Genomic DNA, 12,673 nt, shown 5'->3' with positions numbered 1-12,673 from the left:
GGCGGGCAGGCGGTGACGGCGGTGACGGGGACGCTCCGGGCCGCCCGGGTTCGCGTCGCCGGTCCACCGACGTCGAGGTGAGGAGCCTGGCAGTGGCTGAAGCAGGGGCGGGCGACGAGGCGGAGACCGCCTCGGTCGAGCCGTGCTTCGTGGCGGTCCCGGCCGAGGTCTGGGCCGTGGGGGTGGTGCGGGCGGAGCTGACGACCTGGCTGGACCAGGTGGGCCGGCCCACGGACGAGTTGACCGGCATGGTCGCGGCGGCCGCGGAGGCGGTCAGCAACGCCGTCAGACACGCGTACCCTCCGGTGGAGGTCCAGGGCCCGCAGCACGCCGTGCGCCTCGGCGGCCCGGTGATGGTGGCGGCCTCCCTGACGGGTGGCGCCGAGCGCCGCCGGGTGCGGGTCGTGGTGCGCGACCACGGCTCCTGGAACCCGCTGAGCGCGCTGAACGTCGAGTCGCGGGGTCTGCGCGCGATGGAGGACCTCACGGAGGAGATGCACATCCGGCGCGGCGCACCGGACGCCCTCGGGGGCGAGGCGGGCACGGAGGTCACGTTGATCAGCCGCGCCCTCGCCGACCTGCACGCCTGAGAGCGGCCCGCACGGGATCGTCGCCGCGGTGCACGGCAGGGCCCGACTGCGGTGCAGGATCAGCGGTGGGCGTCGAAGAGCAGCCGGACCTCCGCTCCCCCGCCCGCGGACCGGGTGATCGTGAGCTGGTCGCAGAGCTGGCGGGCCAGCCACAGCCCGGCGCCGACCTGCGGCGGGTTCCCCGGCAGCGGCGCGTCGACCCCGGTCCACGGATCGGCCATCCCGGGGCCGTGGTCGGTGACGACGACCACCCAGCGGCGGCCGTCGGTGTGGACGCGGAAGCGGACGGGGCGGCGCCCGTGGCGGAGCGCGTTGCCCAGGACCTCGCTGACGGCGGTGACCGTCTCGCCGGGATCGGGCGGGCCGTGCAGGATCCGGCGGAGGGCCCGGCGGCCCGAGGCCTCGGTCGCGCAGTCCGGGTCGTCCAGCACGGGGGGCAGGTCCTCGAGCGGGTGGCGTGGATCCCGTGGGGCCAGCTCGCGGAGGAGCTGCGGAGCCGGGCGCACCTCGTCGTTGACCCGGACACCCCGTGCCGTGACGACCCGGGGATGGGTGGCGAGCGCCAGGTCCATGATGTCCGAGGACGTGCTCCGGGTGTCGTAGCGGCAGAGCCCGGAGAAGCGGTACGGGCCGAGCGCCCGGTCGAGCAGCGCTTCGTAGCGCATCCACTCCGCCCGGACGGCGGGGTCCTCGCCGAAGGGGACCGGCCCGGTGCTGCGCACCCGGCGCCCGCTGCCGGTCTCCCGCTCGCAGAGCCGCTGGTACTCCCCGATCGTGCCCATCATGTGCCGGTAGCGGTCCATCCCGGGTTCGAACCGCACCCCGGCGTCGTCGTCGAACAGGTCCCGCAGGACCTCGACGTCGTGCTCGGGCCCGTAGACGATGACGACGTCGCCGGCGGCGACGCCGTCGGCGATGAAGCGGTGGGTGACCGCGCGCAGCTCGGCGTCCGAGCCGAACAGCGCCATGTCGTGCACATAGCCCCCCGCCCCCATCAGCCCGGCTCCGGCTCGAACGCCGCCGCGAACCCGACCGCCCCCAGGACGCGGGCGCCGGCCGGCGACAACGACCGCAGCCGGACCTTCCCGCCGCGCTCCCGCACCGGCGCCGTGGCGCGCACCACGGCACGCCAGCCGCCCACGCTCATGTGCTCGAGCTCGCCACAGTCCAGGACCAGCTCGGCACCGGCGTTCCGCACCGACTCGCCGACCAACGCCGCGACGAACGCGTCGTTCGAGGAGTCGACCTCTCCGCGCAGGACGAGAAGGCCGGGTTCGGGGGCGTTCAGGTGGGCGAGCTGCTCGGCCCAGCCCGAGGCGTGCCGGCCGATCGCCTTCTTCAGCTCGGGCTCGTCGGCCAGGAGCGAGGGGGTGTAGCGGCACAGCGACGTGACCCCGCGCACCGCCCACGCCTTGGCGAGCATGTGCTCGAACTGCTCGAACCCGGCGCGGTCCAGGACCTCGGCCGCGGCGTCCGGGCCGCCGCACGCCCGCACCCCGCCCGACCCCTGCTGCCAGGCGTCCTCGACCAGGAGCTCGAAGCCGGTCACCGAGTAGAAGCGGTCGTTGTCCACCACCACCATCCGGCCCCGCGCGGCGGCCTCGGTGGCGTCGGCACGGCCCAGGCCCGCGTCGGCCAGCGTCGTCATCAGGCTGGGCAGGTCGGGATGGGCCGGGTCCGCGGCGAAGAGCAGCGTCTCCCCGCGCTCCAGGCCCTGCCGGGCCCAGCCCGCGAGCGCCGTGGCCGCCTCGGTGCGGGTGGCGAGCAGGAACTGGTGCCCGTCCCACGCCGACGGCGCCACCGCGCCGCCCGCTCCCGGCTCCGCAGTCATCCCGGGCAACGACCCCATCCCTGCCTGCTCCTGCGTTCTCGGCCCCCGGACGACCCGGCGTTCCCGGGGGTCCGTCAGAGCCGTGTATCCCGGTGCCCGGCTCCCACACCTGCAGCCTCGAGGGCTCGCGGACGCCCGGCTCAGCGGGTGGCGGCCCGGGCGATCTCCTCGGGCCGGAGGTCCGGGCGCGAGCGCAGGAAGCGGACCGGGTGGCGCCAGCGGTCCTGCTCGTACGCCGCGTCGACCTCGAGCTCGACGACGACGCTCGGCCGTACCTGCACGTACTCGACCGGCCGGCCGGGGCGCTGCCCGAAGCGGCTCGGCGGCAGCACCGTCGGCCAGGGGTGCTCGGCGTCGGCCGCGCTGAGCAGGCGTCGTAGATGCGTACGGGCGGCACCGCCGAGCGGTGTCGTCCGGCCGGCCACGCGCAGCCGGCCGTGCCTCCCGAACCGGCCCACCACGAGCGCCTCGGGATCCTCGAGCGAGCCCAGCACTCCCCCGACGACGGCCTCGGCCGTCAACCGGGTCCGGACCTTGCGCCACGATCGGGAGCCGGCCCGGTAGGTCTGGTCGACGCGCTTGGCCACCACACCCTCGATGCCCGACGCGGTGTGCTCGCGCTGCCACAGCCGCCCCACGCCGACGTCGGTGGAGGCCGGCACGAGCACCAGGCCGTGCGGCAGCCGTGTGCCGAGCAGCTCCTCCAGGCGCCGGCGCCGCTCCGCGTACGGCAGCGGGCGCAGGTCCGCGCCCTCGTGAGCCAGCAGGTCGAACACCACGAAGGCCGCGGGCAAGGCCGCGGCGAGCCGGCCCGCGTGCGCGGTCGACGGGTGGATCCGGTCCTGGAGCGCGTCGAAGGCGAGCCGGCCCTGCTGCCAGATCACGAGCTCGCCGTCGAGCACCACGTCCTCGCCGAGCGCGGCGACGGCCGCGACGATCTCGGGGAAGTACCGGGTCAGGGAGCGCTTCTGTCGGCTCTGCAGCCGGATCCGGCCGCCCGCGGCGTGGGCCAGGCAGCGGAAGCCGTCGAACTTCGGCTCGTAGATCCACTTCTCCCCGACCGGCAGATCCTCCGCACGGACCGCGACCATCGGTTCGAGCGGGTAGGGCAGGGAGCGCACGTCCGGACGATAAGCAGATCACCGAGGGTCCCCGACGGCGGACGAACCGTCACCCGGGACCGGGGGGCTCACGGGGAGGCCGCGTCGTGGCGCGGGCTCTCCTGCACCTCCGGCCGGTGCAGTGCCACGGCCACCGTGGGCAGCACCAGGACCGTGAGCACGCCGGCGCCGACGAGAGCGGCGGCGTTCTCCGGCAGCATCGTCCCGTTGCGCTGCCCGATCTGGGCCAGGGCGACCACCAGGGGCAGGGCGGTGGCCGTCACCAGCGCGGTCTGCACCCGCTCGCGCAGCGACAGCACGCCGAGGTAGACCAGGAGCGCCGGCATCCCGCGGACGGCGACCATGAGCGCGAAGAAGAGCACCAGGCGCAGCGGAGCCTCCGCGATGGCGCGCAGGTCGATCGTCATGCCCGAGTACACGAAGAAGATCGGGATGAGGAACCCGTGCCCGGCCACGTCGAGCTTCTCCTCCAGCACGGGCGCGCTCGGGCCGGCCCACCGCCGCAGCACCATGCCGGCCACGAACGCGCCCAGCACGGCGTCGAGGTGGAACCGCTCGGTCACCGCCAGCAGCAGCACCAGCAGCAGCACCGTGAACCGCAGCGTGATCTGGCTGGTCTCGTGCTGGCGCTCCAGGAAGACCGTGGACAGCCGGTTGCCCGGGCGCATCACGCGGGACGCGACGCTGAGCAGCACCGCGAGCACGACCACGGCGGCGAGCGAGGCCAGCGCGGCGAACCGGCTGCCGATGCCCAGGAACACCGCGATCGCGAGGATCGGGAGCAGCTCCCCGGCGGCGCCACCGGCCATCAGGTAGCCGCCCAGCCGGCCGCGCAGCATGGCGTTCTCCCGCAGGATCGGCAGCAGGGTGCCGAACGCGGTGGTGGTCATCGCCAGCGCCACGGGCACGAACGCCCGCACGACACCCAGCCACGCGAGCAGCCCGACCACACCGATCGCGAGGACCAGTGACACCACCCAGGCCAGCAGGGCCCGCCGGCCGGCGTCCTGCCGGTACAGCCGCTGGTCGATCTCGTAGCCGGCGAGCAGGAACACGAACCCGAGTCCGAGGTCGGCGAGCGGCTCGACCGCCGAGGGCGTCGCCAGGTGGAGGACCTGCGGGCCCACGACGATCCCGCCGACGAGCAGCAGCACCACCTGCGGGACGCGCAGCCGGGGGAACAGGCCGAGCAGCAAGGGGGCGAGCGCGGCGACGACCGCGATGGCGAGCAGGCTGTCGAGGGCGCTGCCGACGTCCACCTGGGTGTCTCCTTCGTCGACGGGAACGGTCCTCGCTGCTGGTCGGAGCCACGCGGCGACTCATTACCGCTCCGTCCGTCGACGAGCGGTCACCGGCTCAGGGCGGTCTCCCGCTCCATGTGCGACAGCTTCTCGGGGTTGCGCACGGCGTAGAGCCCGGTGACGAGCCCGTCGTCGATCCGCACGGCGACGACGCTGTCGAGCTCGCCGTCGAGCCGCAGGACCAGCGCCGGGCAGCCGTTGACCTGGGCCGGGTGCAGCGTCGCCGTGGCGGCGACCCTGCCGAGCCCGGCGGTCAGCAGGCGGGCGACCTTGTCCGCCCCCACCACGGGCCGCAGCACCGCCTGCTTGACGCCGCCGCCGTCGCCGACCAGGACGACGTCCGGCGCGAGGATGTCGAGCAGGCCCTGCAGGTCGCCGGTCTCGACCGCCCGCCGGAACGCGTCGAGCGCGCCCCGGGCCTCGGCAGGGGAGACGACCCCGCGGGGGCGCCGCGCGGCGACGTGCTCCCGGGCCCGGTGGGCGATCTGGCGGGCCGCGGCCGGGCTCCTGCCGACGGCGTCCGCGATCTCGTCGTACCCGAGGTCGAACACCTCGCGCAGCACGAAGACCGCCCGCTCGGTCGGCGTGAGCGTCTCCAGCACCAGCAGCATCGCCATCGACACGCTCTCGGCCAGCTCGACGTCCTCGGCCACGTCCGGCGCGGTGAGCAGCGGCTCGGGCAGCCAGGGGCCGACGTAGGACTCCTTGCGCCGGCCCAGCGTGCGCAGCCGGGTGAGCGCCTGGCGGGTGGTGATCCGGACGAGGTACGCGCGCCGGTCGCGCACCGTGGCGAGGTCGACGTCCGCCCACCGCAGCCAGGTCTCCTGCAGGACGTCCTCCGCGTCGGCGGCCGAACCGAGCATCTCGTAGGCGACGGTGAACAGCAGGTTGCGGTGGGCGAGGAACGCCTCGGTGGCCGGGTTCGCGACGGCCGGGTCCTGGCTCATGTCCATCAGACGCCGCTCCTCGCCCTTCCGTGACAGCCGGCTGACGATGGCGTACGTCACAGCGGAGTGCTGTCACGCGGGCCGGGCCGCCGGCATCTCGTGGTCGTCCAGTGCAGCACCACGGAGAGGACGAGGCCATGGACGCCCGGATCGACCTGTTCACCAACGAGATCGCCGCCGCATTCGGCAAGCGCTTCGCCAACGCCGCCACGGTGATCCACCGGTCGCCGCTGCCGACGACGACCCAGGAGCTGGTGTCGTTGCGCGCCAGCCAGATCAACGGCTGCGGCTTCTGCGTCGACATGCACACCAAGGACGCGGTGGCCGCCGGCGAGTCCCAGGCCCGGCTCAACCTGGTCGCCGCCTGGCGCGAGGCCACCGTGTTCACCGAGGCGGAGCGGGCCGCGCTGGCGCTGGCCGAGGAGGGCACCCGCCTCGCCGACGCCCACCACGGCGTGTCCGACGAGACGTGGGCGCGGGTGCGCAGCCACTACGACGACGACCAGGTCGCCGCGCTGGTCTGCCTGCTCGCCCTGATCAACGCGGCCAACCGGATCAACGTCATCGTGCGCAACCCCGCGGGGTCCTACGAGCCCGGCATGTTCGCCGGCATGACGAGCTGAGACATGACGAGCTGAGGTGTGACGAGCTGAGCGGGCGGGCTCCGGCCCGGGTCCCGGCCCGGGCCGGCCCGCCCACGTCTCCTCACTTCTTCGGATCGCGCCGGCCGCGCGTGCGCCGCCGTGGCGGTGCCGGCACGGTCAGGACGAGCACGAGGCAGGCGACGATCAACGAGGTGACCACGAGAACCGTCCCCACGAACTGGAACACGGCGTCGAAGAACACGGCTCAGCCCTCGGTGGGTAGCTCGTCGGACGGCCGCCCGGCCGCGCGCAGGCTCGCCACGGTCACGACCGTCAGGATCAGCACGATGAGGCCGAGGGAGGCCGGTGTGGGGATCTCGGGCACCGCGGGCCAGACGCCGTGGGCCCAGTGCAGGACCAGCTTCACGCCGATCAGCGCGAGGATGACCACGAGCCCGTGGTTGAGGTACCGGAGCCTGCCCAGCACGGAGCTGAGCACGAAGTACAGCGCACGCAGCCCGAGCAACGCGAACGCGTTGGTGGCGAACACGAGGTACGGGTCCTCGGTGACGCCGTAGACGGCGGGGACCGAGTCGACCGCGAACACCACGTCGGTGGCGAGCACGGCGACGACCACGACGCTCAGCGGGGTGAGTGCGCGCCGGCCCTGCTCGCGGACGACCAGCCTGCTGCCGCGGTAGCCGTCGGTGACCGGCACCAGCCTCCGCAGGAGCCGGACCGACCGCATCGTCGACACGTCCGGCTCGCGGTCCACCTTCGCGAGCAGCTCCCGCAGGAGCTTCGCCGCCGTCCCGAACAGGATCGCGCCGAACACCAGGAACGCCCAGGTCCCGGCCTGCACCAAGGCGGCTCCGAGCCCGATGAGGACGCCGCGGAGGGCCAGGGCGCCGACGATCCCGAAGAGCAGCACGCGCTGAGCGAGCTCCGCCGGCACCGCGAACGCGCCGAGCAGCAGGACGAAGACGAACAGGTTGTCCACCGACAGGGACTTCTCGACCACGAAACCGGTGGCGAACTCCAGGGCCGGCGCGCCGCCGTGGACGCCCCACAGGAACAGGCCGAACACGCCCGGGAGGGCGAGGTAGAACACCGACCAGCCGACGGCCTCGGGCAGCTGCACGGTGTGGGGGCGCCGCGTGAGGAGGAAGTCGGCCGTCAGCAGCGCGAGCAGGACCGCGAGGCTCGTCGCCCACAGCACGGGGGACCCGACGGGCCCGGTCGGGGCCGCCCAGGTGGTCGAGAGGGAGCCGGGCACAGGACCTCCTCGAACGCCGACGCGCTCGAGGTCTCCTTCGTCCCGGAGAGGGACGGCGACCCGGGGATGCTCGTGAGCGTCCGTCCTGACCGGGCCGACCCGACGGAAGTACTCCCCTCGAAGGGCCGGACGCTAGGAGCCGGGCGGCACCCTGTCAAGACGGCAGCCGGCTTCCTTCCGGACCCTCGCCGCGGACGGCGCGACCGGGGCGCGGTGGCGGGTGCCCAGGGTGGGGCGAGCACCCCTCCGGCCTCACCCCACCCCTCCGCCCGGAGCTTCTTGCTGCCGCAACAGCGCCCGGGGCGGGCAGATACCCACGAGGCCGTCCGCGATGCGCCCCGGCCCGGGCCCTCCCCCGGACCGGTCGTAAGTTGCGCGGAACGGGCCAGCCGCGGCCCTCCCATGCCGGACGGCCGTTGCGCTCTTCGGCCCGGTGGTCCGCGAAGCACGGCGGGCGCCGGCCTACCGGCCCGGTCCGGCCACCTTCTCCAGCGTGGGCTTGAGCTGGTCGAGGACCACGGGCGGCGCCGGGTACCGTGCCGGTCGTCCCGGAGGGGCACCGCACGTCGGCGCCGGCGCCGGTCACGGATCCCGGTGCCGCTTCGAGATCCCCCGGGGGGATCTCCCTCACGATCGACGTCCCACCGGGCGAGGAGGCGGATGACCGTGGAGCAACCCGACGACCCGACGGCGTCCGCAGGAGCGGCGGAACCCGGGCACCCGGCGCCGAAGGGGTCCGCGCGGGCGTGGGGGTCGCTGCGCCGGCGCCTGCAGGTGCTCGTGCTGGTCGTCCTCGTCGCCGTGTTCGCCCTCCTCGCGGTGGCGCTGGGCAGCATGGCCCAGGCCTCCGCCGCCGACCGGGAGATGATGGAGCGCCTCGGTCCGGCGACGACGTCCGTCGAACGCCTGCAGAGCGCCTACGTCGACCAGGAGACCGGGATGCGCGGCTACCTCCTGACCGGGCAGGAGGACTTCCTCCGACCGTTCACCGCCGCGACCGCCGTGATCGCCGCCGAACAGCGGCTGCTCGCCGGCGCCGTGCCCGAACTGGGCGGCAGCCTGGCCGCGGTGACCGCCGCCCACGACGACTGGTCGGCCAACGCCGCGCTCCCGTTGATCGACCTCCGCCGCGCCGGTGACGTCGCCCAGGCCTCCGCGCTGGCGGCCCGGGGCGTGGGCAAGTCCCGCTTCGACGCCCTCCGCCAGCGGGTCGACGCCCTCCGCACGCAGATCCGGTCCGAGGCGGACACCGCCTACGCGGCCGCGGCGGCGGCGCGCTCCCGCCTCGTCGTCGTGCTCGGCGTCGTCGCCGCCCTCGCGGTGGCCCTCGGCCTGATCACGCTGCCGCTCCAGCGACGCTGGGTACTCGCCCCGCTGCACCGGCTCGGCGAGGACGTCGCCGCGGTCGCCGACGGCGACTACGCGCACCCGATCCGGGACGACGGCCTGCTCGAGCTGGCCACGGTCGGCCGCGGCGTCGCGACCATGCGGGACCGCCTCACCGCGCACGCCGACCTGACCGCGCGTGCCGAACGCCGTCGAGCCCACGCCGACCAGGCCGAACGGATGGCCGACACGCTCCGCCGGGACGTCATCGTGGAGCTGTCCTCGCTCACCATGGATCTCACCGCCGCCGCCGGTCGGCACCCGCGCGCCGCCGCCGAGCTCCACGCCGTCGTCCGCCGCCTCGACCTCACCATCACGGCCATCCGCAAGGCGATCTTCGGACGCCCCGATCCGCTCCCCCCACCCGCCTGACCACGGTGTCCGGGGCCAGTCGGACGGACTCACCCGCACGGGAGGAGGCAGCCCGGACCGGCGGCGACGACCGTGCGCCCACGGCCCGCGGTGACGGTCTCCCATCACGGCGCGCGGGCAGGGCACGGCCGGGTCTCCCGGCCGCGGCGAAGGGGTGGAGCGTGGACGACGTCGTCGTGCTGACCGTGGTGTCCAGCCGCCTGGAGGCGGAGCTGATCGTCGGGCTGCTGCGCGGCGACGGCCTGTGGGCGGCCGTGTCGGCCGACGACGCCGGGGGCCAGGAACCCCAGCTGCAGCTGCAGGGCGTCCGGGTGCTCGTCGCGGCCTCCGAGGAGGAGTCGGCCCGCCGGCTCCTGGCCGCCGACGGGGCGCTGTAGGCGGGCACCGAGCGCGGTCGGCGTGCGCTGCGGGCCCTCAGGTGGCCTTGACGCAGACCACCGGGCAGGGTGTCGCGGCGTTCACGAGGCCGCCTCGACCGCTCCGGCGACCGTCCCCTCGGTCGTCGCGACCCGAACCGCCTGGATGTCCGCGGGATCGAGCAGCCCGATCGATGCGGCGTGCTCGGCGATCTCCGTGCTGTCGTCCACGGCCAGCATCGGCACGCCCAGCGCGGTCACCCGCTCCGCCAGCGCCCGGACGTCGGCGTCCCGGCGCGGGTTCCACCCCGGGGGGCGGCGCACGTAGACCGCGCGGATCCGCTCCGGGTGCGCCTCCGCGACGGCCGCGTAGATCTCCGGGTCGAGTTGGCCGGTGTCGCCGACGAGGACCAGCCCGAGCCCCGGGTGCTCGTCCAGGATGCGGGTGATCAGCCCGGTCTTGTGCTCGCGCGCGCCGATCCGGAACAGGTTGCCGTGTCCCGGACCCCAGTCCGTGAGCAGCAGCGGACCGAGCGGGAAGGCCCGCAGCGCGATGAACTCCAGCAGCGTGCCGTGCAGGTTCCACGGGCTGGTCGACACGTAGAAGACCGGCCGGCACACGCCCGACGGCGGCGACACGAGCGCCCGGTACAGCGCGGCCGACCCGGGCAGCGGGGCACGGTCCGCGGTCTCGGTCAGCAGGGTCGCCCGCAGGAACGCCAGCCCGCGCGTCAGACCGGTCTCGAGGATCGTGTCGTCCACGTCGCTGACCAGCGCGACGTCCGCGTCCGGGTCGACGACCAGCACCGTCGCCCGCGTCGCCGTCCCGTCCTCGAGGGTCAGCTCGGCCTCCTGCCAGCCGGGCTCCAGACCGGGCCGCTCGACGACGGCGTCCACGTACCCCTCGGAGTCCGCCCGGACGTGCTCGACGCCGGCAGGCGTGCGGATCGCGACGCGCGCGCCGGGCAGCTCGATGGTGAAGAAGCGGCTCAGGCTGGACAGGAACACCTGGCGGCGCGAGCGCGGGCCGGGGGCGAGGTCGTCGTCGGGGACGGCGTCGGGATGCCCCATCGCCACCCGTGCGCCGATGCGGACCCGCTCGGTGGAGCCGTGCCCGATGAACGGCAGGACCAGCGGACGGCGCCGCCCGCGGAGCACCACGACGATGATGACGAGACGTCCCAGCACACGCTCCGCGGCGACTGCTGCACGGACGAGGGCGGCCTTGACCTGCGCGCGCATCACGCCGTCAGCGTGGCGTGAAGACGATCAGCGCGCCACTCCGGGCGGACCCTCCCCGTCCCGGGCACCCACGCCTAGGTAGACTGGTCTACCTAATCCTCGGGAGGGATCGCGCATGACGGGCTCCGCGCAGGGCACCGGATCCGGGAGCGGCTCGGCGCCCGCCCGGGGACGGGCCCGCGACCGCGTGCTGGCCGCGGCGGCCGAGTGCTTCTACGACCACGGGATCAACGGCACCGGGATCGACACCATCACCGCGGCCGCGGGGGTGGCGAAGATGAGCCTCTACAACAACTTCGCCTCCAAGGACGACCTGGTCCTGGCGTACCTGACCGCGCGGCACGAGGAGTGGCTGGGCCTCTACCGTCGTCGGCTGGCCGACGCGGCCGGCGCCCGGCAGCGGGTGGCCGCGGTCGTCGACGCCTACGTCGACCACGCCGAGATGGCCTACCGGCACGGCTTCCGCGGCTGCGGGCTGCTCAACGCCGCCGCCGAGCTGCCCGCCGGCGCACCCGGGCGCGAGGTGGTGCGTCGCCACAAGGAGGAGGTCGAGGCGCTGCTGGCCACGCACCTCGCCGAGGTCGACGGTCTTCCCGCCGCACGCGTCCCGGACCTGGCCGAGCACCTGTCGTTCCTGCTCGAGGGCGCCATGGCCCGCGCGGGGCTGGAGGGTGCGTCCGGACGGCTGCACCGCGTCCGCGAGCTGACCCTCGAGCTGGTCGACGCCGGCGTGCGCTCGGCGGCCGGGCACCCGCGGTGATCCGGGGAAGCGGCCCCGGGAGCGCGTGCGTGCTGGCTGCGGCCGCGCTCTGGGGCACGACCGGGACCGCCGCGGCGCTGGCGCCGGAGGTCGGCTCGGTCGCCGTCGGGGCGGCGGCGATGGGCATCGGCGGCCTGCTGCAGGCGGCCGCCGCGCTGCCGGACCTCCGCCGGCACCGGGCCGGTCTGCTCGCGCGGTGGCGGATGGTCGCGCCCGCCGCCGCGGCGGTCGCGGTGTACCCGGTGGCCTTCTACTGCTCGATGCGCCTGGCCGGCGTCGCGGTGGGCACGGTCGTCACGATCGGCTCGGCCCCGCTCGCGGCGGCCCTCGTCGAACTGGTCGTCGACCGCCGGCCGGTGACGCGCCGGTGGACCCTCGGCGCGGTGGCCGCGCTGCTCGGCGTGCTGGCGCTGGTGCTCTCCCGCACCGGTCACGCGGACCCGGGTACCGGCGTCGGTCCCGCGGTCCTGGGCATCGGCCTCGGGCTCGTGGCCGGGATGACCTACGCGCTCTACTCCTGGGGCGCCACGCGGGTGATCCGCAGCGGTCTCCCCTCCCGTCCGGTCATGGGGGCGGTCTTCGGGCTGGGCGGGCTGGTGCTGATGCCGGTCCTGCTGCTCACCGGGGCCGCGATCGTCGAGAGCGGCCGCAGCCTCGCGGTCGTGACCTACCTGGCCGTCGTCCCGATGTTCCTCGGGTACGTGCTGTTCGGGCGCGGCCTGGCCCGGGTCTCCGCGACGACCGCCACCACCCTGTCGCTGCTCGAGCCCGCCGTCGCCGCCGTGATCGCCGTGCTGGTCCTCCACGAACGGCTCCCCGCGCTGGGCTGGGCCGGCATGGCGATCCTCGTCGTCGGCCTGGTGCTGCTCGTCGCGGACACTGCCGATCGGATCCGGACGCCGTGGGC

General features: G+C 74.9%; 13 protein-coding genes and 1 pseudogene. 6 read left to right on the top strand and 8 right to left on the bottom strand.

All coding sequences use genetic code 11. From position 1 onward, the window contains the following. Nucleotides 1-92 precede the first annotated feature (92 nt). Complete coding sequence (locus ABD990_RS16075) at nt 93-590, top strand: ATP-binding protein (protein ID WP_345381320.1); 498 nt, start codon at nt 93-95, stop codon at nt 588-590. 59 nt (nt 591-649) lie between these two features. On the opposite strand, the gene ABD990_RS16070 is transcribed toward ABD990_RS16075, so the two are convergent. The 5 genes from ABD990_RS16070 to ABD990_RS16050 form a co-directional block, all read right to left on the bottom strand. Continuing rightward, entirely contained in the window at nt 650-1,585 is a 936-nt protein-coding gene (locus ABD990_RS16070; RefSeq protein WP_345381319.1) for an MEDS domain-containing protein, read from the bottom strand. After that, complete coding sequence (locus ABD990_RS16065) at nt 1,585-2,439, bottom strand: STAS domain-containing protein (RefSeq protein WP_345381318.1); 855 nt, start codon at nt 2,437-2,439, stop codon at nt 1,585-1,587. The genes ABD990_RS16070 and ABD990_RS16065 overlap by 1 nt, the downstream gene beginning before the upstream one ends. Before the next feature lie 122 nt (nt 2,440-2,561). Next, on the bottom strand, nt 2,562-3,542 hold the full coding sequence (locus tag ABD990_RS16060) for an ATP-dependent DNA ligase (RefSeq protein WP_345381317.1): 981 nt from the start codon (nt 3,540-3,542) through the stop codon (nt 2,562-2,564). 68 nt (nt 3,543-3,610) lie between these two features. Then, the gene (locus tag ABD990_RS16055; RefSeq protein WP_345381316.1) at nt 3,611-4,801 is read right to left on the bottom strand and encodes a cation:proton antiporter; all 1,191 of its coding nucleotides are present in this window, start codon (nt 4,799-4,801) and stop codon (nt 3,611-3,613) included. Nucleotides 4,802-4,890: 89 nt separating this feature from the next. Continuing rightward, a complete protein-coding gene (locus ABD990_RS16050; RefSeq protein ID WP_345381315.1) occupies nt 4,891-5,796 on the bottom strand; it encodes an RNA polymerase sigma-70 factor in 906 nt (301 codons plus the stop codon). Nucleotides 5,797-5,927: 131 nt separating this feature from the next. Between ABD990_RS16050 and ABD990_RS16045 the strand changes: the two genes are divergently transcribed. Continuing rightward, the gene (locus ABD990_RS16045) at nt 5,928-6,413 is read left to right on the top strand and encodes a carboxymuconolactone decarboxylase family protein (protein WP_345381314.1); all 486 of its coding nucleotides are present in this window, start codon (nt 5,928-5,930) and stop codon (nt 6,411-6,413) included. Nucleotides 6,414-6,495: 82 nt separating this feature from the next. Here the strand turns inward: ABD990_RS16045 and ABD990_RS16040 are convergent, their stop codons facing one another. Together ABD990_RS16040 and ABD990_RS16035 are read right to left on the bottom strand one after the other, a co-directional pair. After that, nucleotides 6,496-6,636 (bottom strand): hypothetical protein, encoded by a 141-nt coding sequence (locus ABD990_RS16040; RefSeq protein WP_345381312.1) that lies wholly within the window; start codon nt 6,634-6,636, stop codon nt 6,496-6,498. 3 nt (nt 6,637-6,639) lie between these two features. Beyond that, nucleotides 6,640-7,650, bottom strand: coding sequence for a TerC/Alx family metal homeostasis membrane protein (locus ABD990_RS16035; RefSeq protein WP_345381311.1), 1,011 nt, complete (start codon nt 7,648-7,650; stop codon nt 6,640-6,642). Nucleotides 7,651-8,310: 660 nt separating this feature from the next. On the opposite strand from ABD990_RS16035, the gene ABD990_RS16030 reads away from it, so the two are divergent. Together ABD990_RS16030 and ABD990_RS16025 are read left to right on the top strand one after the other, a co-directional pair. Beyond that, nucleotides 8,311-9,408 (top strand): CHASE3 domain-containing protein, encoded by a 1,098-nt coding sequence (locus ABD990_RS16030; RefSeq protein WP_345381310.1) that lies wholly within the window; start codon nt 8,311-8,313, stop codon nt 9,406-9,408. Nucleotides 9,409-9,569: 161 nt separating this feature from the next. After that, complete coding sequence (locus tag ABD990_RS16025) at nt 9,570-9,785, top strand: hypothetical protein (protein WP_345381309.1); 216 nt, start codon at nt 9,570-9,572, stop codon at nt 9,783-9,785. Nucleotides 9,786-9,866: 81 nt separating this feature from the next. Here the strand turns inward: ABD990_RS16025 and ABD990_RS16020 are convergent, their stop codons facing one another. After that, nucleotides 9,867-11,006, bottom strand: coding sequence for an App1 family protein phosphatidate phosphatase (locus ABD990_RS16020; RefSeq protein ID WP_345381528.1), 1,140 nt, complete (start codon nt 11,004-11,006; stop codon nt 9,867-9,869). Nucleotides 11,007-11,121: 115 nt separating this feature from the next. Between ABD990_RS16020 and ABD990_RS16015 the strand changes: the two genes are divergently transcribed. Further along, on the top strand, nt 11,122-11,766 hold the full coding sequence (locus tag ABD990_RS16015; RefSeq protein ID WP_345381308.1) for a TetR/AcrR family transcriptional regulator: 645 nt from the start codon (nt 11,122-11,124) through the stop codon (nt 11,764-11,766). Nucleotides 11,767-11,885: 119 nt separating this feature from the next. Continuing rightward, nucleotides 11,886-12,578: pseudogene (locus ABD990_RS16010) on the top strand (EamA family transporter); the annotation flags it as partial. Nucleotides 12,579-12,673: the final 95 nt, after the last annotated feature.

Source organism: Pseudonocardia yuanmonensis (genome assembly GCF_039542425.1).
In the GTDB taxonomy this organism is placed as follows: domain Bacteria; phylum Actinomycetota; class Actinomycetes; order Mycobacteriales; family Pseudonocardiaceae; genus Pseudonocardia; species Pseudonocardia yuanmonensis.
This window is presented reverse-complemented; position numbering and strand designations above follow the sequence as displayed.